The 20,245-nt window shown below is 47.5% G+C and carries 21 protein-coding genes and 1 pseudogene; 10 read left to right on the top strand and 12 right to left on the bottom strand.

Annotation, left to right across the window (positions count from 1 at the left end):
- Window positions 1-72 precede the first annotated feature (72 nt).
- The gene (locus K7H08_RS18515; RefSeq protein WP_442908343.1) at window positions 73-360 is read left to right on the top strand and encodes a restriction endonuclease subunit S; all 288 of its coding nucleotides are present in this window, start codon (window positions 73-75) and stop codon (window positions 358-360) included.
- 73 nt (window positions 361-433) lie between these two features.
- Here the strand turns inward: K7H08_RS18515 and gmtX are convergent, their stop codons facing one another.
- The 3 genes from gmtX to gmtY are packed head-to-tail and all read right to left on the bottom strand — an operon-like array spanning window position 434 to window position 6,269.
- Window positions 434-1,066, bottom strand: coding sequence for a gamma-mobile-trio protein GmtX (gene gmtX / locus K7H08_RS15110; RefSeq protein ID WP_231658427.1), 633 nt, complete (start codon window positions 1,064-1,066; stop codon window positions 434-436).
- 12 nt (window positions 1,067-1,078) lie between these two features.
- The gene (gmtZ, locus tag K7H08_RS15105; RefSeq protein ID WP_231658426.1) at window positions 1,079-4,831 is read right to left on the bottom strand and encodes a gamma-mobile-trio integrase GmtZ; all 3,753 of its coding nucleotides are present in this window, start codon (window positions 4,829-4,831) and stop codon (window positions 1,079-1,081) included.
- 1 nt (window position 4,832) lies between these two features.
- Window positions 4,833-6,269: a gamma-mobile-trio recombinase GmtY gene (gene gmtY, locus K7H08_RS15100; RefSeq protein ID WP_231658425.1), complete on the bottom strand. Its 1,437-nt coding sequence runs from the start codon at window positions 6,267-6,269 to the stop codon at window positions 4,833-4,835.
- 130 nt (window positions 6,270-6,399) lie between these two features.
- Between gmtY and K7H08_RS15095 the strand changes: the two are divergent.
- Together K7H08_RS15095 and K7H08_RS15090 are read left to right on the top strand one after the other, a co-directional pair.
- Window positions 6,400-6,861 (top strand): annotated as a pseudogene (locus K7H08_RS15095) (AAA family ATPase); the annotation flags it as partial.
- A gap of 3 nt (window positions 6,862-6,864) precedes the next feature.
- Window positions 6,865-8,043 (top strand): vWA domain-containing protein, encoded by a 1,179-nt coding sequence (locus K7H08_RS15090; RefSeq protein WP_231658424.1) that lies wholly within the window; start codon window positions 6,865-6,867, stop codon window positions 8,041-8,043.
- 112 nt (window positions 8,044-8,155) lie between these two features.
- Here the strand turns inward: K7H08_RS15090 and K7H08_RS15085 are convergent, their stop codons facing one another.
- Both K7H08_RS15085 and K7H08_RS15080 read right to left on the bottom strand, forming a co-directional pair.
- Entirely contained in the window at window positions 8,156-8,686 is a 531-nt protein-coding gene (locus K7H08_RS15085; RefSeq protein ID WP_095604203.1) for a cytochrome b, read from the bottom strand.
- 120 nt (window positions 8,687-8,806) lie between these two features.
- Complete coding sequence (locus K7H08_RS15080; RefSeq protein ID WP_231658423.1) at window positions 8,807-9,367, bottom strand: hypothetical protein; 561 nt, start codon at window positions 9,365-9,367, stop codon at window positions 8,807-8,809.
- 170 nt (window positions 9,368-9,537) lie between these two features.
- Here K7H08_RS15080 and K7H08_RS15075 point away from each other — a divergent pair, with 170 nt between their 5' ends.
- The gene (locus K7H08_RS15075) at window positions 9,538-9,930 is read left to right on the top strand and encodes a RidA family protein (protein ID WP_038483550.1); all 393 of its coding nucleotides are present in this window, start codon (window positions 9,538-9,540) and stop codon (window positions 9,928-9,930) included.
- A 20-nt stretch (window positions 9,931-9,950) separates the two neighbouring features.
- Here the strand turns inward: K7H08_RS15075 and K7H08_RS15070 are convergent, their stop codons facing one another.
- Window positions 9,951-11,402, bottom strand: a complete 1,452-nt coding sequence (locus tag K7H08_RS15070; protein WP_231658422.1) for a cobyric acid synthase — start codon at window positions 11,400-11,402, stop codon at window positions 9,951-9,953.
- A gap of 177 nt (window positions 11,403-11,579) precedes the next feature.
- Here K7H08_RS15070 and K7H08_RS15065 point away from each other — a divergent pair, with 177 nt between their 5' ends.
- Window positions 11,580-12,500, top strand: coding sequence for a glutaminase (locus K7H08_RS15065; protein WP_231658421.1), 921 nt, complete (start codon window positions 11,580-11,582; stop codon window positions 12,498-12,500).
- Window positions 12,501-12,507: 7 nt separating this feature from the next.
- Here the strand turns inward: K7H08_RS15065 and K7H08_RS15060 are convergent, their stop codons facing one another.
- The gene (locus K7H08_RS15060) at window positions 12,508-13,368 is read right to left on the bottom strand and encodes a bifunctional transcriptional activator/DNA repair enzyme AdaA (RefSeq protein ID WP_193061682.1); all 861 of its coding nucleotides are present in this window, start codon (window positions 13,366-13,368) and stop codon (window positions 12,508-12,510) included.
- Window positions 13,369-13,550: 182 nt separating this feature from the next.
- On the opposite strand from K7H08_RS15060, the gene K7H08_RS15055 reads away from it, so the two are divergent.
- Window positions 13,551-14,144 (top strand): LysE family translocator, encoded by a 594-nt coding sequence (locus K7H08_RS15055; protein ID WP_231658420.1) that lies wholly within the window; start codon window positions 13,551-13,553, stop codon window positions 14,142-14,144.
- Here the strand turns inward: K7H08_RS15055 and K7H08_RS15050 are convergent.
- The gene (locus tag K7H08_RS15050) at window positions 14,109-15,038 is read right to left on the bottom strand and encodes a helix-turn-helix domain-containing protein (RefSeq protein WP_231658419.1); all 930 of its coding nucleotides are present in this window, start codon (window positions 15,036-15,038) and stop codon (window positions 14,109-14,111) included. The two genes, K7H08_RS15055 and K7H08_RS15050, sit on opposite strands and share 36 nt — an antisense overlap.
- 155 nt (window positions 15,039-15,193) lie before the next feature.
- On the opposite strand from K7H08_RS15050, the gene K7H08_RS15045 reads away from it, so the two are divergent.
- Together K7H08_RS15045 and K7H08_RS15040 are read left to right on the top strand one after the other, a co-directional pair.
- On the top strand, window positions 15,194-16,012 hold the full coding sequence (locus K7H08_RS15045; RefSeq protein WP_009723574.1) for a DUF1206 domain-containing protein: 819 nt from the start codon (window positions 15,194-15,196) through the stop codon (window positions 16,010-16,012).
- Between the two features lie 9 nt (window positions 16,013-16,021).
- The gene (locus K7H08_RS15040; protein ID WP_120387088.1) at window positions 16,022-16,627 is read left to right on the top strand and encodes a YqaA family protein; all 606 of its coding nucleotides are present in this window, start codon (window positions 16,022-16,024) and stop codon (window positions 16,625-16,627) included.
- A gap of 40 nt (window positions 16,628-16,667) precedes the next feature.
- Here the strand turns inward: K7H08_RS15040 and K7H08_RS15035 are convergent, their stop codons facing one another.
- The gene (locus tag K7H08_RS15035; protein WP_038483538.1) at window positions 16,668-17,153 is read right to left on the bottom strand and encodes an Lrp/AsnC family transcriptional regulator; all 486 of its coding nucleotides are present in this window, start codon (window positions 17,151-17,153) and stop codon (window positions 16,668-16,670) included.
- A gap of 142 nt (window positions 17,154-17,295) precedes the next feature.
- On the opposite strand from K7H08_RS15035, the gene K7H08_RS15030 reads away from it, so the two are divergent.
- Complete coding sequence (locus tag K7H08_RS15030) at window positions 17,296-17,907, top strand: LysE family translocator (RefSeq protein ID WP_231658418.1); 612 nt, start codon at window positions 17,296-17,298, stop codon at window positions 17,905-17,907.
- 40 nt (window positions 17,908-17,947) lie between these two features.
- On the opposite strand, the gene K7H08_RS15025 is transcribed toward K7H08_RS15030, so the two are convergent.
- Entirely contained in the window at window positions 17,948-18,265 is a 318-nt protein-coding gene (locus tag K7H08_RS15025; protein ID WP_038486692.1) for an antibiotic biosynthesis monooxygenase family protein, read from the bottom strand.
- A 91-nt stretch (window positions 18,266-18,356) separates the two neighbouring features.
- On the bottom strand, window positions 18,357-18,764 hold the full coding sequence (locus tag K7H08_RS15020; protein ID WP_231658417.1) for a DUF4019 domain-containing protein: 408 nt from the start codon (window positions 18,762-18,764) through the stop codon (window positions 18,357-18,359).
- A 170-nt stretch (window positions 18,765-18,934) separates the two neighbouring features.
- Here K7H08_RS15020 and K7H08_RS15015 point away from each other — a divergent pair, with 170 nt between their 5' ends.
- Entirely contained in the window at window positions 18,935-19,678 is a 744-nt protein-coding gene (locus tag K7H08_RS15015) for a class I SAM-dependent DNA methyltransferase (protein WP_231658447.1), read from the top strand.
- A 79-nt stretch (window positions 19,679-19,757) separates the two neighbouring features.
- Here K7H08_RS15015 and K7H08_RS15010 read toward each other — a convergent pair whose 3' ends face one another.
- The gene (locus K7H08_RS15010) at window positions 19,758-20,243 is read right to left on the bottom strand and encodes a DUF1456 family protein (protein WP_095604211.1); all 486 of its coding nucleotides are present in this window, start codon (window positions 20,241-20,243) and stop codon (window positions 19,758-19,760) included.
- Window positions 20,244-20,245: the final 2 nt, after the last annotated feature.

The following is a 20,245-nucleotide window of genomic DNA, read 5'->3' as shown; positions in this document are numbered from 1 at the left end:
GGGTTTTAAGCTCAACTTTACGCAGAAGCAACACCGCCTTACCACGCGATTAACAGGCTATTCATCCTGTAGTTGCTGTTTTTTACAAAGACTTTCAGGAAGTATTTGACTCGAAATGCCGTCAGTACAACCATAACGAACTTGAATTATCATATCTTGAAGAAAATGCCAATTGTCGTGCCATCTGCGGAAGAACAACAACGCATCATCCAAAAAATCGTTGAGCTGATGCACCTCTGTGGCCACCACAAGGAACGCCACACCAGCAACCAGAAATCTAACGCACAGCAGCCGATTATTAGGTTATTTACTGCATGGCTCATCATTTTTATTGTAAATTTTTCTATTTCTTATCATTAACTTTTACAATTAAATAGTACACTATATTATTACCATCAAATACGGTGATGTTAAATTGAAAATTTTGTGGGCGTTAATTATGACTATTTATCGTAAGCACCTTTTGGATACCATCTACAAATCCCGGCTTGGTTACAGGTTTTCCATTAGAATCTAATATCCGACCATTTGTACCGATAGACCACCCAAAATTTGAGAGCCTAGAGCTACTTATGAAGTCAGAAAGAGCCTTTATCTCGATATCTGTAAGCGAATCATACAAGCGACATTCAACAGTCTTACTTTCTAGACGAAGATCAACCTCAACTTCTTTTACAGCTTTCAACTGATTCAGTTCGTTCCTGAGTTTCCTCTCGCTAGCAACCAGATCAAGGAGTCGATAGCGAATCTCAGGGTCTTCTATTCTTCCTGCCCAAGAAATTGGCTCAGCAGGAGTTGTATTGATAGCTTTTACGGGGTTTTCTGATCTGTAAGCATTTATCAAATCTCTGTAGACTTGCCCTGTAGCGTTTCTTATTGATTGCGCCTTGACGCCACCGAAATCTTCTGACAACCGCCCGATGGTCGCAATGCTGAAATCTTTAGATTTTCGATCAAGTTGAAAATCACATGCTTTTTTGACAACCGAAAGATTTTTTTTTACACGATTGCTATGTGATTTTTCCAAAAGCTGGTCGTAAATTTTGTCAACTATTCTAGGCATCATAATACTCCTCATTTATTTTTCAGATGAAAAAGATATTGCTTTAGGTGCTTGGCCATTAAACATTAATTGCAGCCCTTCTTTAATAGCGCTCTCCTCTATCTGTAGGTCTTCCAGCGTAATCACTGCATCTTTGTCCATTAATTCGCTAACAGCGTCCCAGCCCCCCAGTCTTGAACGAAGCATTTTGGTGATTTCGTTTCCAACCTCTAGCTGCTGGCGCTCTGACAGGGCAAAGAGCCCTGGCGAAAGCCCATTTTTACGAGCGAATAGATCTAATAGCTGTGTTCTTACCAGTGTTGCTTTTTGAGGTCTAGATGACTGATGATAGCTGGCAGACTGGCAAACCATGTCAACATGCAGGAAATTACTAACTTCAGGAAAGTTCAACAAAACACCTGCGTCCTGGTCAGTAGTTATTAAGTTGTGATGGGGGGATTTTGTAGAGTCGTTTATGCTGGAGTTGAGAATATTTATCGAATTCATGGAAAGACGAATTGCTACTATCAAATCACAGACAAGAGAATCAAATCTTGTTACCTCTTGTTCATAGTGTGCTTCAGTAAGTGCTATTTCATGTGAACCTGTGAAGTCTTGCTTTTCACGAAGCTTTTGGTACTGCTCGTCTTCCAAAGTGTCGATTTTCTGCCTTAATTCATCAATGACGGTTGATGCAGCTTTGCATTCAAATGTTATTTCATTGCATAACATCTGAAGACCGCCTAAAAAAGCAGGTCCTGAATAAAAAAAACGACAACGAAGACAGTTGCTATTTCCTAGATACCCTGCAGGTGTTGGATGATATACTTTTGAGCTCTCACCTATCATATCACCACCAATATCACACTTAGTACGTCCATTAGGACAAATCCCGTAATCCATCATGGTGTAGGCTGCTGCAGGCATTGTCGAATTATTTTTAATTAGCTCACCTCTAGAATTAACTAGCTCACTTGTTATTTCATCCATCTTTCTTTGGCGAATTAACTGCTCAACTCTATTAGCCTGGTTCTTTATGATTAAAGATTCAGCATCATTTAACGCTTCCCTTATTTCCTCAGCAGTAACCTTTGTATAATAGATCGTCATAACTAAAGATGAGTGACCAACAAGCTTCTGAACGACTTCAGGAGCTATTTTAGCGTCTCTGATAAAAGCTGTTATAAGAGACACACGCATGGAATGAAGAGTAAAAAGGGAATGAAGATTGCTCAAAGAATTTGTATCCTTCTTCCCTTTTCTTATCATTGTAAGGGGTAATTCTTTGTCTTGAATAAGATGAAGAACTCCAGCGAAGCCAGAGCTGAGCTTGGCTTGTGTCAGTGGAATACCTCCTTGCAAGGAAGGGTCTCTAAAAAGAAAGCAGCTTCTACCCTTGTATCCGTATTTTCTAAGTGTTCTATCATTTTCAGTTTTGACTTGATTAGTCCATTTGGTCGATTTTTCCAAAGAATTATACTTTGACTGCCAGTTTCTTAGCTGAATCAAGAGGGGAATAATTCTTTCGTCAACCCATGGAATATCGTATCCTTCAAAAGCATTGGAGGCCGTTTTGTTTGTGTTGACATGGCAAACAACTTCTTTATCACTACCAGGTTTGAAGAAACCTTGATGATGTTTTTTGGGAACTCGATATTCTTTGAGAAGCTCGTTGTTTACCCATTTGTATTTACCATTTTCTTCCTCAAGAATCTCGACGTCGGCCTCTCCACTATCAAGCCAACATATTTGGGAGCCCCTGAATGGCATGAAGAGCTGTGTATATATCGCCACTATTCTCACGGGTGACCAAAGTTCGAAAACTCCATCTTGTTTACGCCAAACACAATTAGGATCGCTATCGTCGATGATACTTATATCAGCAACAAACCACTCTCCTATAAAATCAAAGAAATCAGTTGCATATTTTAGTCTTTCGTACAGTTCTGAAAAAGTTAATATTTCCTTTCCTGGTGGGATAATTAGGTGCCTGGCGCGCTGGATATAGCGGAAGGGAAGTGCTGGCTTTGTTGATTCATGGTTATTAACCCTAGGCTGAAAATCAACAGTTAATACCTTCCTATTAATTGGGTTTTCGTATCCCTCCAAAACAATAATTTCGCCCGTTTCCTCGCAATGATGTGAACATAGCTTTTCAATAACGAAGTCAAAAAATTTTTGAAGATGATTTACTGATGATACATTTTTCTGTGAATCTGGTAATGAATCTATAAAACCATTTATATCTAGTCGAGGAGACTTGGAATCACAAAGGTACTCAGGTAGCACAGGCAGAGTGTTTTTGAAAAACACGAAAAAGTTTTTGATAAGAGATCTGCGTGTTGAGTAAGATCCTGTTGAGGTGAGCCAGTCGTCAGCAATTTTTACCCATGAATAGTATTCTTCATTTTCAAATACAGAGATATAAGGATCTTTGTATAAGATCCGATCTATTCTTACGTTAGGCGAAACTGTTTTTGGGTTGTTTGGAAGCTCTGGTATTTTACTAGCAACTTCATCATACTCCTCGCGAGTTTTTATTTTTTTGTCATGACAATACTTCTTAATAGTCTTAAGATCCCAAAGCTTGTCTGTACTAAAATTCAAGAAATCGGAAAATGAGCTAAAACCATAATATGCTAAAGGATCCTCAGGCAAAGAGAGGTAGAGTTTACATAGAACTTTATAATCCTCGATATTTTCAATGTTTACTCCTTTTGTTCTTATTAATTTAACTGCATCTAGCGGGTCTTGATAAACAAAACCAACAAAGCTAGGCCAATCATAGTATTGATCATATTTTGTATAGCTACGAGGGAGCCTTTTCTCGGATTTAACAAGAACCATATATTCGAAAGGAACTCTTATCTTAACTGATGATGATTTTAAAAATTCAACCGCCTCCTCGTAAGAAAAATACGATAGTGACAGAAAATCTTGCCAGCTAACCCACCCTTTATTTTTATAAGTCGTCTGTGGGTTGTAAGGAAGCATCGGGTCTTTATTTCTTTTTCTTTTATAATCGGTTGGGTGCCTTATTTTTAATTTTCTTGCGGCCTCTTGTGCTTCTTGAACGGTGGGATACAAGCCACGCAAGAATTCTTGCCAGCTTACCCATCCTGCCCCCTTGTATTTCCTCTCTGGAACTCTGGTTAACCTTAGGTCTTGTTGGTATCTTTCTACATATTCACTGTAAGTTTTTGCCTTTAGCTTCTTAGCAGCTTTAGCTGCTTCTTCGTAAGTTTTATACAATTCCTTTTTATTTGTACCAAAGAAGGTGAACCAGTCAACCCATCCTTTTCTCTGATACTTTCTATCAGGATGAGCAGGTAACATTTTATCTTCACGGAATCTAACTTTGTATTCTGTAGTTTTTGTTATTCCAAGATTCTGAACAGCTTTTTCGGCCTCTTCATAAGTACCATATCTTTGCTGGTCTAAAAAAATAGAAAAGCCTTCCCACTCATCTGCATATATTTTCGCAGGATCAGAAGGGAGAAGAGGGTCTTCTTTATACTTATTTTTGTATTCTATTGAATTCTCACATCTTAGAGCTTGCGCAGCAGCCTTAGCATCTTCGTATAATGCATATTTTTGAACAGGCTGAACATCTAAAAAAGACTTCCAGCTTAGCCATTTATCTGAATATTTCGCCTCTGGCTTGGCTGGCAAACGAGAATCTTCCTTATACCTGCTTATATACTCTATCTTTTTAACTATGTTCAGCTTAATTGCAGCAGACTTGGCTTCTTCATAGGTTTTATACTTCATTTTAGATTTTTCATTCACGTTAATTCCCTTCTATTAAATCTAATTTTGCATTCTTTGATTTATCACTGACTACTAAGCTGGCTACTTTTTTTAACTCTCGCGCAATTTTTTTTGTGTGCGGATCTGTGTATGTTTTCTGACTTTCTAAAGAACGGTGATGTAACGCACCCTTAATAATATATTCGTCAATATTAGAAGATAAATTTCGCGCTTCGGCTAACCTTTGACCGTAGGCATGCCTATGGCAGTGCGGCGAGCCGCCCAATTCGAGATAGTGGCTAAGGCCTATTCTATTAACTGCCTTGTTATGCTTTTGCACAAAAGATTTTATGCTTAAGGGATCTCCAATTTTATTGGTGAATAAAAATGGATGTTCTCTACCTGGAAGAGGCTTCACACGCTGATTTTCGACATATAACCTAAAAAGATCATAAAAGACATCTTGTATATTATCTCCAAAGAGGAAGACCGGAAAATATTTACCAACGCTAGAAACTGTAGGATTCTTCCACCCTGCATGATAAGACTTCTTGCTGGATGTAACTCTATCTTCAAGTCCATATTTTATCTTTAGAAAGGTCTTCCTATTACAGTTAGGACTGTTTGTTAAGTGCCGGTACCATTGTGGTGCTAGCCCCTCTCTAGGGTGATACACTCGGATTTGCTGTAATCCTTCATTAGGAATTATGTCGTCAACATATAGATGAAACGGCTCTGACACCCTTAAACCGCCATAGTGCATTAGCATTGTAATTAAAATATTTGACAGATCATATTTTTCTACATTACTGTCATTTATAGACTTTCCTTTCTTCAAAAACCCCTGCCCAAGCAAGTCCCATATTTTATCTTCTTCAAACGGTTTTTGGGGATCTTCTGTGATAGAAACTTCGTTTCTATAGCTTACAGCTCTGGTTCTGCTAACTTCATTTGTCTTGTGGTCTATTGAGTATGTGTGCTTCAAAAATGATCGATTCATACGATTATTATAAGCAGCAAGATTCATCAATTTTTCAGATTTTGTTGCGACACGCCTAGGGTTCAGCAGCTCACTTGCGCCATCTTTTTGATCATATAGCCAATCTGAGTAAAGTGTAATGTGGCGAATAATCTCATTACCCGAGCCTTTAGACCTCGGCTGCCACCTAAGACCTGTAGGATCGAAGCCCTCTTCATCTACAGTCCCATCGAAAAGCCGTTGAGCAAATGTCTCAAACATAATTGCGGGATTTTTGAATGTATCCCCGTTGGCATATGAATAGTCAATCAACAACCTGACAGCCTGAATAGACTTGTCCATCCATCCGCTGCGACGGCCACGCAGTTTTCCGTAGATCATGTATTCAAGATGGGACTTCAATATAGCGCCGTTCACCGCTATCGCCTTCATAGCAAGAGAAGCAGAGTGGTTGTCTATCTTAGCTCTAACTTTAACAACAGCGCTGTTTAGGTACATAATAAGCTCTATATACTAATAGTACATAGTATATGGTTATATGTTATTTATCACTACTTGTAAAGCCGATAATTAGCTAAAAATACAGGCATATTGTATATAAATAGTATGCTCAATTTAGGGGGTATTTCTGGATCGTATGGAGTTTCATGTTTATGAAACTGGCGAAACCATTCGCGCCGAACAGCGCCCAATTATCGTGATCACCTCAAATAACGAAAAAGAGCTGCCCGACGCTTTCCTACGTCGCTGCTTTTTCCATTACATCGAGTTCCCCGACCGCGAGACCATGCAGGCGATTGTGGATGTTCACTTCCCGGATATCGCCCCCAAGCTGGTCGGCGAAGCCTTGGAAGTGTTTTTCGATCTGCGCAACGCCCCAGGGCTCAAGAAAAAGCCCTCTACCTCAGAGCTGGTGGATTGGCTCAAGCTACTAATGGCCGACGAACTGGCCCAGGAAGCGCTGTATAACCGCGACCCGGCCAAAGCCCTACCGCCGATGGAGGGCGCACTGGTTAAAAACGAGCAGGATACTCACCTGCTAGAGCGCCTGGCGTTTATGATGCGTCGCCAAAAGAGTACGGGGCGCTAAGCCATGTTTATTGGTCTGTTTGATGCCCTCAAACGTGCCGGTGTGCCCGTTTCTCTGCGCGAATTGCTCGACCTGCACGCCGTGGTCGAACATGGCGTCGTGTTTGCCGATATGGAAGCGTTTTATCAAGTGGCGCGTACGGTCATGGTCAAAGACGAGCGCTACTTTGACCGCTTTGATCGCGCCTTTGCTGCCTGGTTTAAAGGCCTGGAAGACATGGATTCGGCAATTGAGGCACTCATTCCGGATGAGTGGCTGCGACGTGAATTTGAAAAACAGCTCAGCGACGAAGAGAAAGCCAAAATTGAATCCCTGGGTGGTCTTGAAGAGCTGATTGAGACCTTTAAAAAGCGCCTGGAAGAGCAAAAAGAGCGCCATGCGGGGGGCAACAAGTGGATTGGCACAGGTGGTACCAGCCCTTTTGGAGCGTATGGTTACAACCCTGAAGGCATACGTATTGGCCAAGATGGCTCACGCCATCGACGCGCCACAAAGGTATGGGACGAGCGGCGTTTTCGCGATTACGATGACTCGCTTGAACTGGGCACCCGCAATATCAAAATGGCCTTACGGCGGCTACGCAAGTTTGCCCGCCAAGGAGCGCTGGACGAATTTGATGTAGACAGCACTATCCGCGAAACCGCACGGGATGCAGGGTTACTCAACATTCAAATGCGCCCCGAACGTCATAATGCGGTTAAAGTGCTGCTGTTTTTAGATGTCGGCGGATCAATGGATGATCATATTCGCGTCTGCGAAGAGTTATTCTCAGCGGCACGTTCCGAATTCAAACACTTGGAACATTATTACTTCCACAACTGCCTCTACGAAGGGGTTTGGCGTAACAATATGCGGCGCCGTAACGAGCGGATCCCGACCATGGATGTGTTGCACACTTACGGCGCGGACTATCAGGTGGTGATTGTCGGTGATGCCGCCATGTCGCCTTACGAAGTCACTCACTCAGGTGGCAGCGTAGAACACTTCAATGATGAACCCGGTGGCGTGTGGCTAAAACGCTTGGCTGACACGTTTCCACGCTTGGCGTGGTTAAACCCCATGCCACCCCGTGCCTGGGAGTACACCTACTCGACCCAGTTAATTCGTGACATTATCGATGACCGCATGTATCCCATGACCATGGAAGGACTGGAAACAGCGATGCGCGATTTAGCTAAGTAGCAATTCGTCGAAAAGGACAGTATTACTATCTCATCTGAAATTTTAATCAAAAAAAACAGCGCGTTCGATAGAACGCGCTGTTTTTGCAAACCTAATCGACTAACGCTTCCCACTAAGTCATGCGTGAAAGCACATCATGGTTGGTCAATTTGCGGTGCAAAATTGCCATCACCACATGGCCTACAATCAGCGCCAGCAGTGTCCAACCAAGTTCGCCATGCAGCAAACCGCCAAGCTCGGTCATCCAGGCAATTTTTTCACCATCAAAGCCTGGCATTAGGTTAAACCCAAATACATCCAGCGCACGACCTGAACCGTACTGGCGAATTAGTGCAATCGTAGGCACTGCGATCATCAAACCATACAGTGCCAAGTGCCCCAACGTTGCCATCACACTAACCGAGGTCGGGCGGCGAGGTGCGTTGATTAACGCCCAGACGCCTCGCACGACCACAAGCGCCAGGAGCACCACGCCCACTTGGCTGTGAGTGCCCCATAAAAAAGATTCGAGCGGAGTGTCTTCGAAAAACACCCGCGCCGCAGCACTGCTGAATTGCCATACAAATAATAGTGCCATCCCCCAGTGAAGCAGGCGACTGACTATCCCATAGCGTTTATTAGTATCCATCATTGCTAGCGCCATACGCTTTTCCCTTTAATTAAAGATAAAACTTGCCGCTATTTTACCCAGGAAAACAGATAACATCATGACACCAGCGTGCAAGTTCGTTGCATAAAATGGAACGGTTCGTTGTTTTTTAGCCTACAGCGTGGCCGGAAAGTTGTTTAAACCTGACAAAAAAGCCTCTTTGGCCTCAGTAAATGCAGCAGGATCATGCTTAAATCGGCGCAGTATTAGCGCTTCATCAAGGCTCAAGGTGGGCGTCAGGTCATTACTATGCTTAGCAGGATGGCGGGCGCCTAAACCAATACGTTGCCCCTTCTCGCCATCAAACCAGCGCTTAAACCCGCACTGCTGATAGAACGCTTCTTGGGTGGCATCACTTACCTCAACGCGCAGCGGGGCTTTGAGGCTTAACTCGCTGATTAGACGCGCTTTAGCACCATCAACAAACTCGCAAGCGTGGGTTACCGTCATCCCCTCGCCAGCCTCATCCAACACCAGCAATGCTAGCGCCAGGGGTTTACCATCGCCATCGACACCCGCCAACAGACGGGCTGCCTCTTGGTCAAACAGCACGTTTTTCGTGCCGGTAAAAATTACCAGCGGCGTTAACCCTGCTTGCTGACCGTATACCTTGGCACACAAGGTTGCCAAACACGCATTACGCGGGGCGCTCTGACTAATATGGACTACCTTCATTACGCTCTCTCATGAGAATTTAAAATCACATCAACAACGGGGAAACCTTAAAAGTTGGCCAGCCTAGAGCAAAGCTATCGATAGCACCACCCTCTGCTCCCAAAGGAACTACACTCTAGTAGCAGAGTCGCACCCATCGCGACTCGCTTATTTGTCGCTAAGGAGAGCCAATGCCACAGTATATCGACGATCCCACGTTACCCAAACCGAGTTTCCCTGGTAGTCACATGGTTATCGATGATCATTATGTGTTTATTTCAGGGCTGACGGTTATGGATCTTTCTAACGGCAAAGCCACTCGTGGAGATGTCAAAGAAGAAACACGCCTCGTCATGCGCGAACTTGAACGCATGTTAAAACAAGAGGGAGGCAGCTTGGCGGATATTGTTAGAGTCGACATTCATCTCGCAGACTTAAGGCAGATCAATGCATTAGACAGTATCTACGCGGAGTTTTTTGAACCGGGCCGCTACCCAGCACGCACCTGCACCGAGTCACCAAATATTTGCGGGGGCAGCACCGTAGAGATTACTTTGATGGCAAAGCGCCCACCGCAAGAATAAACACTCAGCATTCTGGGCGCTTAATGCGCCCCTACCATCGCCAACACCGCATCAATATCCAAGTGCGCTTCCAGCGTATCAGCCAGTCGATCAAGCGCTTGCTCGCGGTGGGCACGGTAATCGACGGGTGCCGCACTTGCTAGCCCTAACGTAGTAAGCAACGCTTGGCAGGCTTCAGGGTGATCAAACAACCCATGCAAGTAAGTGCCCATCACTTGGCCATCAATACTGATAGCGCCATCCACGTGGCTACCTAAATCAAACAGCGGCCGATTGAGTGCAGCCCCGTTGCTCACACCATTGTGGATTTCGTAGCCCGTTACAGCCGCTTCTTGCCCGACCATAACGCCGCTGACATTGCGCAACTGCTTGCCCGCGACCATTCTCGTGGATACCTGCAACAACCCCAAGCCTGCTACCTTCCCGGGCGCGCCTTCCAAGCCGTCCGGGTCATCTATCCACTCACCCAGCATTTGAAAACCACCGCAAATCCCCAACACCCTGCCACCGTAGCGCAAATGGCGAGCAATCGCGTCTCTCCAGCCCTGGCGTGTTAGCCAGGCTAAATCACTGGCGGTGCTTTTGCTCCCCGGCAGTATCATTACATCAGCAGGTGGAATCGGTTGGTCTGGCCCTACAAAGGTAAGCGATACCTGGGGGTGTAAGCGCAGCGGATCAAAATCCGTATGATTGCTGATACGCGGCAGCGCCGGAACAATCACCTTAAGGGTGTGATTGGTTTTCTCAGCGTGAACCCGACCAATGCTATCTTCAGCATCCAGCAGTAGGCCCTGCAAGTAAGGCAAGGTTCCCAGAACTGGCTTGCCAGTACGCGCTTCTAACCACTCAAGCCCCGGTTCTAAAAGGCCAATATCGCCCCGAAAACGGTTAATAATAAATCCTTTTGTGCGTGCCTGCTCGCTGTCGCTTAATAGCGCCAGCGTTCCTACTAGCTGAGCAAACACACCGCCGCGGTCAATATCGCCTACTAACAAAACCGGACAGTCGGCAGCTTCGGCAAAGCCCATATTAGCGATATCGCCTTTACGCAGATTGATTTCCGCCGGACTGCCCGCGCCTTCGGCAATGATCATATCAAAGCGGCTTTCCAGGGCCTGCCATGCCGCCATGACGCTCTCTTTCGCCGTGCGCTTAAACGCTTGGTAATCCAGTGCATCCATGTGGCCATGCACTTTACCGCGTAAAATCACTTGGGCTCCGCGATCCGTCTCCGGCTTTAATAGCACCGGATTCATATCACTATGGGGAACCACACCCGCCGCCTGCGCTTGTAACGCAGTGGAGCGGCCAATTTCACCGCCGTCGCTAGTGACCGCACTATTGAGTGCCATGTTTTGCGGTTTAAATGGCGCGACTGAGATACCACGGCGCTTTAACACGCGACAAAGCCCAGCAACCACCGTGCTTTTGCCCGCATCCGAGGTGGTGCCCTGAATCATTAATGTGGTCATGCCCGTCGGCTCTTGCTGAAAGTAGCCGAACTGTAGCCGCCGAACAGCTAGTTAGCAACGGACAAGACCTCTCAACAACGTGCATAGGCCATGGCATTTCGGTATCAACCGCCAGCAGACAAGCCTGCTCGTTTCCGCTAGGGTAGCGCCTCACGCTGCCAAACGAATTCGTATTACATGCAAGAGTTACTCAATAAAATTGCCGCCGAGCTTGCCCTTGAAACCGAGCGCGGAAATGTCGCTGACTATATTCCCCAGCTTGCCCATGTGGATTCCAGCCAATTCGCTATCAGCTTAGCTACGGTAGACGGCCAACGCTTTTCTGCGGGCTGCGCCACCACACCGTTCTCAATCCAGAGCATTTCCAAAGTTTTTACGCTAACCATTGCGTTGGGCAAATGGGGGGATGGATTGTGGTCGCGGGTCGGGCGTGAGCCTTCTGGCGACCCGTTCAACTCTATAGTGCAGCTTGAGCATGAAAGCGGTAAACCACGTAATCCGTTTATAAATGCCGGGGCAATTGCGGTTGTTGATGCCATCATGATGGGTCACGAGCCTAAAGAGACACTGGCGGAAATTCTTAGCTTTGTGCGCTATATCGCCGACGATAACAGTATCTGTTTTGACCATCAGGTAGCGGCTTCCGAAATGCAGCACAAAGACCGCAACGCTTCTCTGGCTCATTTTATGAAAGCCTTTGGTCGCCTACGCCATGATGTCGATAAAGTGCTCGGCACCTACTTTCACCAGTGCGCAATTGCCATGAGCTGTGAACAGCTTGCTCACGCCGGACTGTTTTTGGCATCGGACGGCGTCAATCAGCCAAGTGATTTACGCGTGGTATCGCCCCAACGAGCGCGACGGATTAATTCATTGATGATGATGTGCGGCCACTACGATGCGTCGGGTGAGTTTGCGTTCCGCGTTGGCCTGCCCGGCAAAAGTGGCGTTGGCGGTGGAATTTTGGCTATTGCACCTGGGCGTGGTTCGCTTGCCGTATGGTCACCGGGGTTGGATAAATACGGCAATAGCCTACTGGGTACACGCGCCCTGGAAATGTTTGTTCAAGAGACCGGCTGGTCGGTATTTGGACACTAAGTCAGGGCTAATGCGGCTCAAGCTGAGGAGAATGCTGCGCCGCTTCCCAGGCCTGGACCTGTTGCTTGGTTTCAATCCCCCAGCGATAGCCGCCTAGCGCACCACTTTGCTGAATCACTCGATGGCAAGGAATCAACAGTGCAATAGGGTTAGCACCCACCGCATTTCCGACTGCTCGAGATGATTTCGGCATGCCAAGTGCCTGGGCAATTTGCGAGTAGCTCGCCAACTGCCCTTCAGGAATAGTGAGCAGCGCGCGCCATACAGCAATCTGGAAATTAGTACCGCTCACGTGGAGCGATAGCGTGGCAGATGTCGCTTTTGTGGTCGTTTCTGCAGATGTTGTAAACAGTGCCTCTACCGCATAACGGGTGGCATCAGGGCGATGGCATAGCGTACTGCGTGGCCACTGTTTTACGAGTTCTGCCAGCAACGCTTCCTGGCTGGTAGATGCCACAAAGGCCATCCGACAAATTCCTCTCGGCGTCATCGCCACCAATATCTCGCCGAAAGGTGTAGGGTGCACGCCATAGGCAATCTCAACCCCCTCCCCTTGGCGCTTAAATTCACCCGGCGTGACCGCTTCTAGCTGCACAAAGTGATCATAAAGCCGCGAGCCACCGCTTAGTCCTAGCGCATGCACGGTGTTGGTAAGACTTTCTGACGATGCGATCAGTTGTTTGCCCCGCTCCAAGGTCAGCGCCTGTAAAAAACGCTTAGGACTGATACCCGCATAACGACAAAACAGCCGCTGGAAATGGTAAGCACTCAAATGCACCTGAGCCGCCACCGTTTCCAAACTTGGCTGGCTAGCGGCATTGGCCACCATGTAGGACATCGCTTTTTCGATACGGGCATAGTCATTCATAAAGACGTTCTCACCGGAGCTAAACGAGGAAAAGCACAGGGCTCTCTGAACATAGGACAAGCTTAACCAGACCGTGTCATCCGGCCTACCCGAATCTTGCGCAATATCGTGGCATCTCAATTTTGTTCAATACTCTTTTCTCGCGCTCTTGCAAGCTCTTGATTCTGTCTAGGAGGACAACCATGAGCGTTTCACTACTGTTACCGATGTCAGCATTTGCCCTTGCCGCGTCTATTTCCCCAGGTCCCGTCAACCTTGTTTGCCTGAGTAGCGGCACCCACTACCCTATTGCCAAAGGGCTTATTTTTGTCACGGGGGCGACCCTGGGGTTTCTAGTGCTTTTCCTGGCGATTGGCGCGGGGCTCTACTCACTGCTAAACGTAGTGCCACTGCTGGAGGAAATATTACGCTGGGCGGGGCTACTTTTCTTACTTTACTTAAGCTATCAGCTTTGCCAACATGATGGCTCTGTGCGCAGCCAGAGTACAGATAAGCCACCGGGCTTTATGACCGGCGCGCTGATGCAGTGGTTAAACCCTAAGGCGTGGCTGGCGTCTGCCGCTGGCATTGGGGCTTACACCAGCAGTAATGACCCCTTCCAGCTATGGCTGTTCGCTGCTCTCTACCTACCCATTTGTTGGTTATCATTGGCCAGCTGGGTTTATGCAGGCGCTTTTCTTAGACGCTATATTCACCGTCCGTTCGTTCTGCTTACCATTAACCGCACGCTGGCTGCTGGCCTAGCTGCCAGCGCTATTTTCCTGCTGTTTGAGTAGCGGATAGCGATACTGGTTGGGTGTTGCCGCCACTAACCGCTTAAATGTTCTCTGGAAGTGGGGTTGGTCGTTAAAGCCGGCTAATAAAGCCGCATTAACGATCGACTCCCCCTGCCTAAGCGCCCGCTGGCCAAGCTGAACACGGCGATTAATCAGATAAGCATGAGGGGTAAGCCCATAGTGCTGCTTAAACGCACGGATAAGATGGCCAGCGCTATAGCCGGTTAACTGACATAGCGTTTCCAATGACACATCAAAAGCCGCATTCACGTCACAATAGGCAGCCGCAGCCTGCAAGCCTTCCGGCGGCTGCGGCCTAGAGACGGTTGTCTCGTGCGCTAATGCCAGCATCAATGCGGTAAGAAACCCGGTAACCGACGCGTGCTTCATAGAGAGAGTGCATTGCTTATCTAATAAACAAGCCGCCATTTCACAATAGTGGGCATAAAGCGCTGGCTGTGAGACCACCGCCGTATCGATATCACTCCAGGTTGGGGAACCAAGCGTGCCTATTTGATAGCGTAAATCCGCTAGCCATTGCGCATCCACATAGAGCATCAAATATGCCCAAGGTTCGTTCTCGATGGGGTTACAGGCATGCACCCAGTCGGGGTTCATCATAACCAAGTCACCGGCGCTAATCGGGTAAGTCGATTCCCGATAGAAAAACGTACTGCTGCCTGAGGTAATAGCCCCTACCGACCAGTGAACATGGCTATGAGGGGCGTAGCACACTTGCCTCGCATCACTGATTTTACGCAGTTCGACATAAGGCAGACGTGAGTCGCGCCAAAAAACAGGCGGCGACCCAACACGTGGAGACCCAGCCTGTAGAGACCCAGCCTGTAGAGACTTAGCATGTAAAGACTTAGCACTTGGAGACTTATGGCTCATCTTCTGCTCGCATCATCAAAAAATAGCGAATAGCCTGATGGCTTGGCCTACGCTAGACAATAGCACAACGCACGCACAGTATGGGCCGCCAGACAAGCTCTATATAAGCCAGATTGCGTAGGAATTCGCAATGCCATAAACGTCAGGAGGACACCATGGCCAATCGAATGAATAACCCAGATCATCGTGATGTGATTACCCTTTTCGCCCGAATGGGCTACGCTTCTCGCGGCATCGTTTATGTATTAGTGGGAGGCCTAGCCACCCTGGCAGCCTTTGAACAAGGCGGCCAAACGGAAGGCAGCCGCGGTGCTCTAGAAAGAGTGTTAACTGCTCCCTTTGGTAAAATCATGCTAGGTCTTATTGCTGTCGGTTTGGTCGGCTACGCTATGTGGCGCACAATCCAAGCTGTCAAAGACACCGACCATCATGGTAATGGTGCTAAAAGCTTAACTATTCGCGCAGGTTTATTAGCGAGTGCCATTACGCATATTCTTCTGGCATTTTTTGCCGCAACGCTCATCTTCCAATTTGCAGGCTCTTCTGGGGATTCCAGCGGCGGCTCGCAAGGCGTAGCAGGTTGGCTGATGCAGCAGCCTTTCGGGCGATGGTTAGTTGGCGGGGTTGGTTTAATTTTGATAGGTGTTGGTATTGCCCATGCAATCAAAGGCTACAAAGCAAAATTCGATAAACACTTTGCGATGCCACCACAAACTCAACAATGGGCCTACCCCATCTGTCGATTCGGCTTAGTGATTCGCGGTCTCGTCTTCGTGATCGTGGGCAGCTTTTTTATCATCGCAGCCTACCAAATTAACCCTAATCAAGCAGGTGGTATGGGAGAAGTGTTCAGCACGCTGCGAAGCCAACCTTTCGGTCAGTGGTTGCTTGCCTTTGTCGCACTTGGACTCTTTGCGTTTGGTCTCTACAGCCTTTTAGCGGCCGTCTATCGTCGCATTAATACTGAAATGTAGAGACATAAGATGCTTTCAACAACACGGACTAAACAGTGGTTTGAGCGTATTAATGGCTCGAAAAACATGCTGTGGTTACTCGGCACCCTGTCTTTTTTAGAAACCATTATTTTGCCAATTCCCATTGAACTGGTCTTGATCCCGCTCATGGCGATTAACCAGCAGCGCATTTGGGCAATGGCCACCGCGACGACCCTTGGCTGCCTGATAGCTTCCATTGTGGGCTATGCCGTCGGCATGGTGCTGTACCAATCCATAGGCACATGGTTTATCGAATTTATGGGTATGGAGCAGAGTTATCAGTCGTTCCAAACATTCTTCGAGCAGTACGGTTTTGCAGCGATTTTGGCTATTGGCATACTGCCGATCCCGTTTCAGGTGGCAATGATTACCGCCGGGCTTTCCGGCTATCCGATTATGTTATTTGTGCTGGCTGCCCTACTAGCCCGTGGGCTTCGCTATTTCGGCCTTGCTTGGCTGGTACACCGCTTTGGCAACCGCGTAGAACTTATGTGGAAGCGTCACGCGCTTAAAACCAGCCTAGCGCTAGGCATGGTGGTTCTGGTGGTAGTCGTCGGATTACAGTCGCTGGCTGGGTTAGTAATATCGCATTAATCGCTAAACCGTAGGCCTTCTTCATTCCTCAACTGCCAGACTAGGCCTTATCGCTATTATCCAGCGGTAATGTGCCGTACTCTTTCACCGGCTGAATAGCAAAGTTGCTGCGAATATCGCTCACTCCAGGTAAGCGCAGCAACGTCCCCGTTAAAAACGCCTCGTACGCAGCCAAGCTAGGCACTACCACCTGTAGCAGAAAATCCGATTCACCAGACACCAAATGCGCAGTGACCACTTCCGGCAGTTTAACCACGGCTTCTCGAAAGGCATTAGCTTGCTCTTCATGGTGGCGTTCTACCTTAATGCCCACAAACACCGTTAACTCCAGCCCGACGCTTCGACGATCAAGCTCCGCGTGGTAGCCACGAATAATGCCGCTTGCTTCCAAGCGTCGCACTCGGCGTAAACAGGGAGACGGCGACAAATTTACTTTCTCTGCGAGCTCCACATTGGTTAAGCGAGCATCCCCCTGTAGCAACGCAAGAATGCGTCGGTCGGTAGCATCTAACTGACCACTTGGCATAAGTAAGCATTTCTCCACTCTTAGTTGGCACAAAATACCAATAACTGATGTTCCATGAGCGCAAATGGCAAGAAATCACTCATCAGTTTAACGGTACCATGCCCTTTATGAAGTCACTACGTGCAATCTTGAGGGAGCGGCCATGGAAATCGGTCTTTTTATTAGTGCATTAGCCATTGTTTACCTGATTCCAGGCCCAGATATGCTGTTGGTGCTACATACCAGCAGTACGCTGGGCCGTGGGCATGGATTAGCCACAGCGCTAGGGCTAGCCATCGCCCGAGGGCTGCATGTGGCGTTAGCCGGTTTGGGCCTGGCCGCCCTATTTGTCGCCGCTCCGTGGCTTTTTGATGCTGTTCGTTATCTCGGTGCTACCTACTTGATTTGGGTGGGCGTACAGCTGATTCGTACTAAACGGAGCACCGATACTAACCACCCGCAAGCATCGCTCACCGGTAGCTATTACCTAGCCTGGAGACGGGGTCTTTTAACGAACCTGCTGAACCCGAAATCGCTGCTGTTTTGTTCGGTGTTATTACCCCAGTTCGTTCACACCCAACAGGGTGACGTTGCGCTCCAATTTACTCTATTGGGGGCTGTGCTAGTGGGCGTGGGGCTTGTGTACGATGCGCTATATGCCTGCTTGGGAGCGCGGATGCAACGCTGGTTTGCCAGCCATCAAAAAAGGCAAACCCTGCAACGCTGGGTATTTGGAACACTCATTATTGGCTTTGCCCTAAGGTTAGCCTCTTAAACTTAATCAGCAAAAAGCCTGCCTAGGCTGCGTTGATAGTTTAAATACCATAATCTCGTTCGACTTTGGCAATGCGCGCCTTAAAATGCTGGTACCACTGCTGATGGCCTAGTCGCTGAGCTTCCTGATGCTCAGCGTGGGCTTTCCACGCTTTTATTGAGGCCAAATCAGCCCAGTATGACACCGTCACTCCCACTTCATTTCGGGCAGACTCTACACCCAAGAATCCCGGCTGCTGTGCTGCAAGTTCAACCATTCTTGTCGCCATTGCGTCATAGCCATTATCGATCTCGGTGCGTTGTGAGGTAAAAATAACCGCGTAGTAAGGCGGCTCGGGCGTATTAGCAATACTAGGCATAGCAGCACCACCTTGATTCGTATTGGTTACGGCATCAGTCATTTACAAAAACCTATTACAAAGAAGCACTACACAGAGCTATTACACAGGGCTATTGCACATAATAACCACTGACTCGCCACTCACCATCTTCAAGATGAGGTGTTACGGTTTCTATTCCTCTCGCTTTATTTTCAAACCGAGTATGGAAGATAAAAACCATGTAGTCGCCATCTGGCGCACCCGGCATAGATTGGTAGTGAGAGACTTGCACTTTCCGACGTGATTCAACCGCGCCAAACTCATTGCGTGCTAACTCAATGATACGTCTAAGCATGCTAGGCGATAGCGGCGTTTTTAGTAGCGGCGATGAACTCTCCCAAGCTTGTTCAACCTCACCATTATCAATTGATTCTAACCACGCTAGCGCCGCAGCTTCTGCCGTATTAGCAGACGCCTGAGCATAGGTGACTAGGCTAAGCAGTATCGCAGCGAGAAGGTAAGCAGGTGATTTGGGCATGGCTGACTCTTGTGGCGGCTTATTGGCTTTTAAATCTTAAGTGATTATCGGACAATGACCGAATTTCTTTAACAACAATATTCCCCTCGCTTCTAAAACCTTGCCCGCTCGTTTACTATGCGCCACCCCAATATTTTAGCGCCCACCATTAGGCTACTATGTCCGCCAATCTGTCCGCCAACGCACTCTATACCGATCTATCTGGCTACTACGATTTGATGTGCGTCGATATCGACTATCAAGCGCAAAGCAACGCCATTCGTCGACTCCATCAGATTTTCGGCAACGGCGGGCATGCGCACCTTGATTTAGCCTGTGGCACGGGCCCTCATGTCCGCCATTTTATTGATTTTGGTTATCTCAGCAGTGGTCTTGATATTAACCAACCCATGCTGGATATCGCCGCCAAGCGTTGCCCAGAAGCGCTTTTTTCACGGCAAGATATGAGTGCGTTCGAAGCCAGCGCCCCCCTCGATTTGATCACCTGCTTTTTGTACTCGATCCACTACAACGATGGGATTGAAAAGCTAAAAGGGTGTATTTCCAGCGCCTATCGCGCACTAACACAGGGCGGCGTTTTCTATTTTAACGTGGTCGATAAAAACAAAATCAATAACGATTTATGCGTTAAACACAGCGCCAGACAAGATGACAATATCTTCACGTTCCGCTCGGGTTGGCACTACGGCGGGCACGGCGAAAAGCAATCGCTTAGGCTGAGTATTGAAAAAACCAACGCAGGCGCCACGCAAGTCTGGAACGACGAGCATCCGATGGTAGCGGTCAGCTTTACGGAATTAACCGCCCTACTGGCGCCTTATTTTGAGGTGCATGTATTTGAGCACAACTATCAGACCATTACCCCTTGGGATAACCTTTCAGGCAATGCGATTTTCGTCTGCGTGAAGCGTTAGCGTCGATAAGGCAGGGAGGCCTTGTACTACCTCTCCTACCGTTACCGTGTGACATAAAGCGTGGTGTAAAGCGCTGAACTTAAGACTCAGAACCTGTGTCGTTCGAGCCAGGCCGTAGCTGGCGTTGAATACCGAGTAAGAAATTACGCAGCATTTGATCTTTACACTCACGGTAATTTTTATGGCTTGGCTTACGGAAAAAGGCGCTGAGTTCATGGTGGCTCAGCGGTAAGCCCACCAGTTCAAACACTGCCAAGATATCGTCTGCTTTTAAATTCAGTGCAATGCGCAGCTTCTGGAACACCATATTATTGTTTAGTTGTGCTTCAGGCGCAGGCTGCGGGCCTTCACGCTTGCCACGTTTAAAGCTGATAAACCCATTCAGAAACGCCGCCAACTCTCTATTTTTCATCGTGACAAAAGCGTCATCTTCGTCTTTTTTCAGCCAAGCAGTGACCTGCGCTTGACTCACACTGACGTCAGCCAGTGAGAAGATATCCACGATGGTGCTGTCTTTTAAATCAAAGGTGTAGCGGATGCGGCGAAAAATATCATTATTCGTCAAAA

The organism is Halomonas sp. IOP_6, from assembly GCF_021151565.1.
GTDB classification, from domain to species: Bacteria; Pseudomonadota; Gammaproteobacteria; order Pseudomonadales; family Halomonadaceae; genus Vreelandella; species Vreelandella alkaliphila.
The sequence above is the reverse complement of the archived record's forward strand: the minus strand, read 5'-3'. Positions and strand labels throughout refer to the sequence as shown.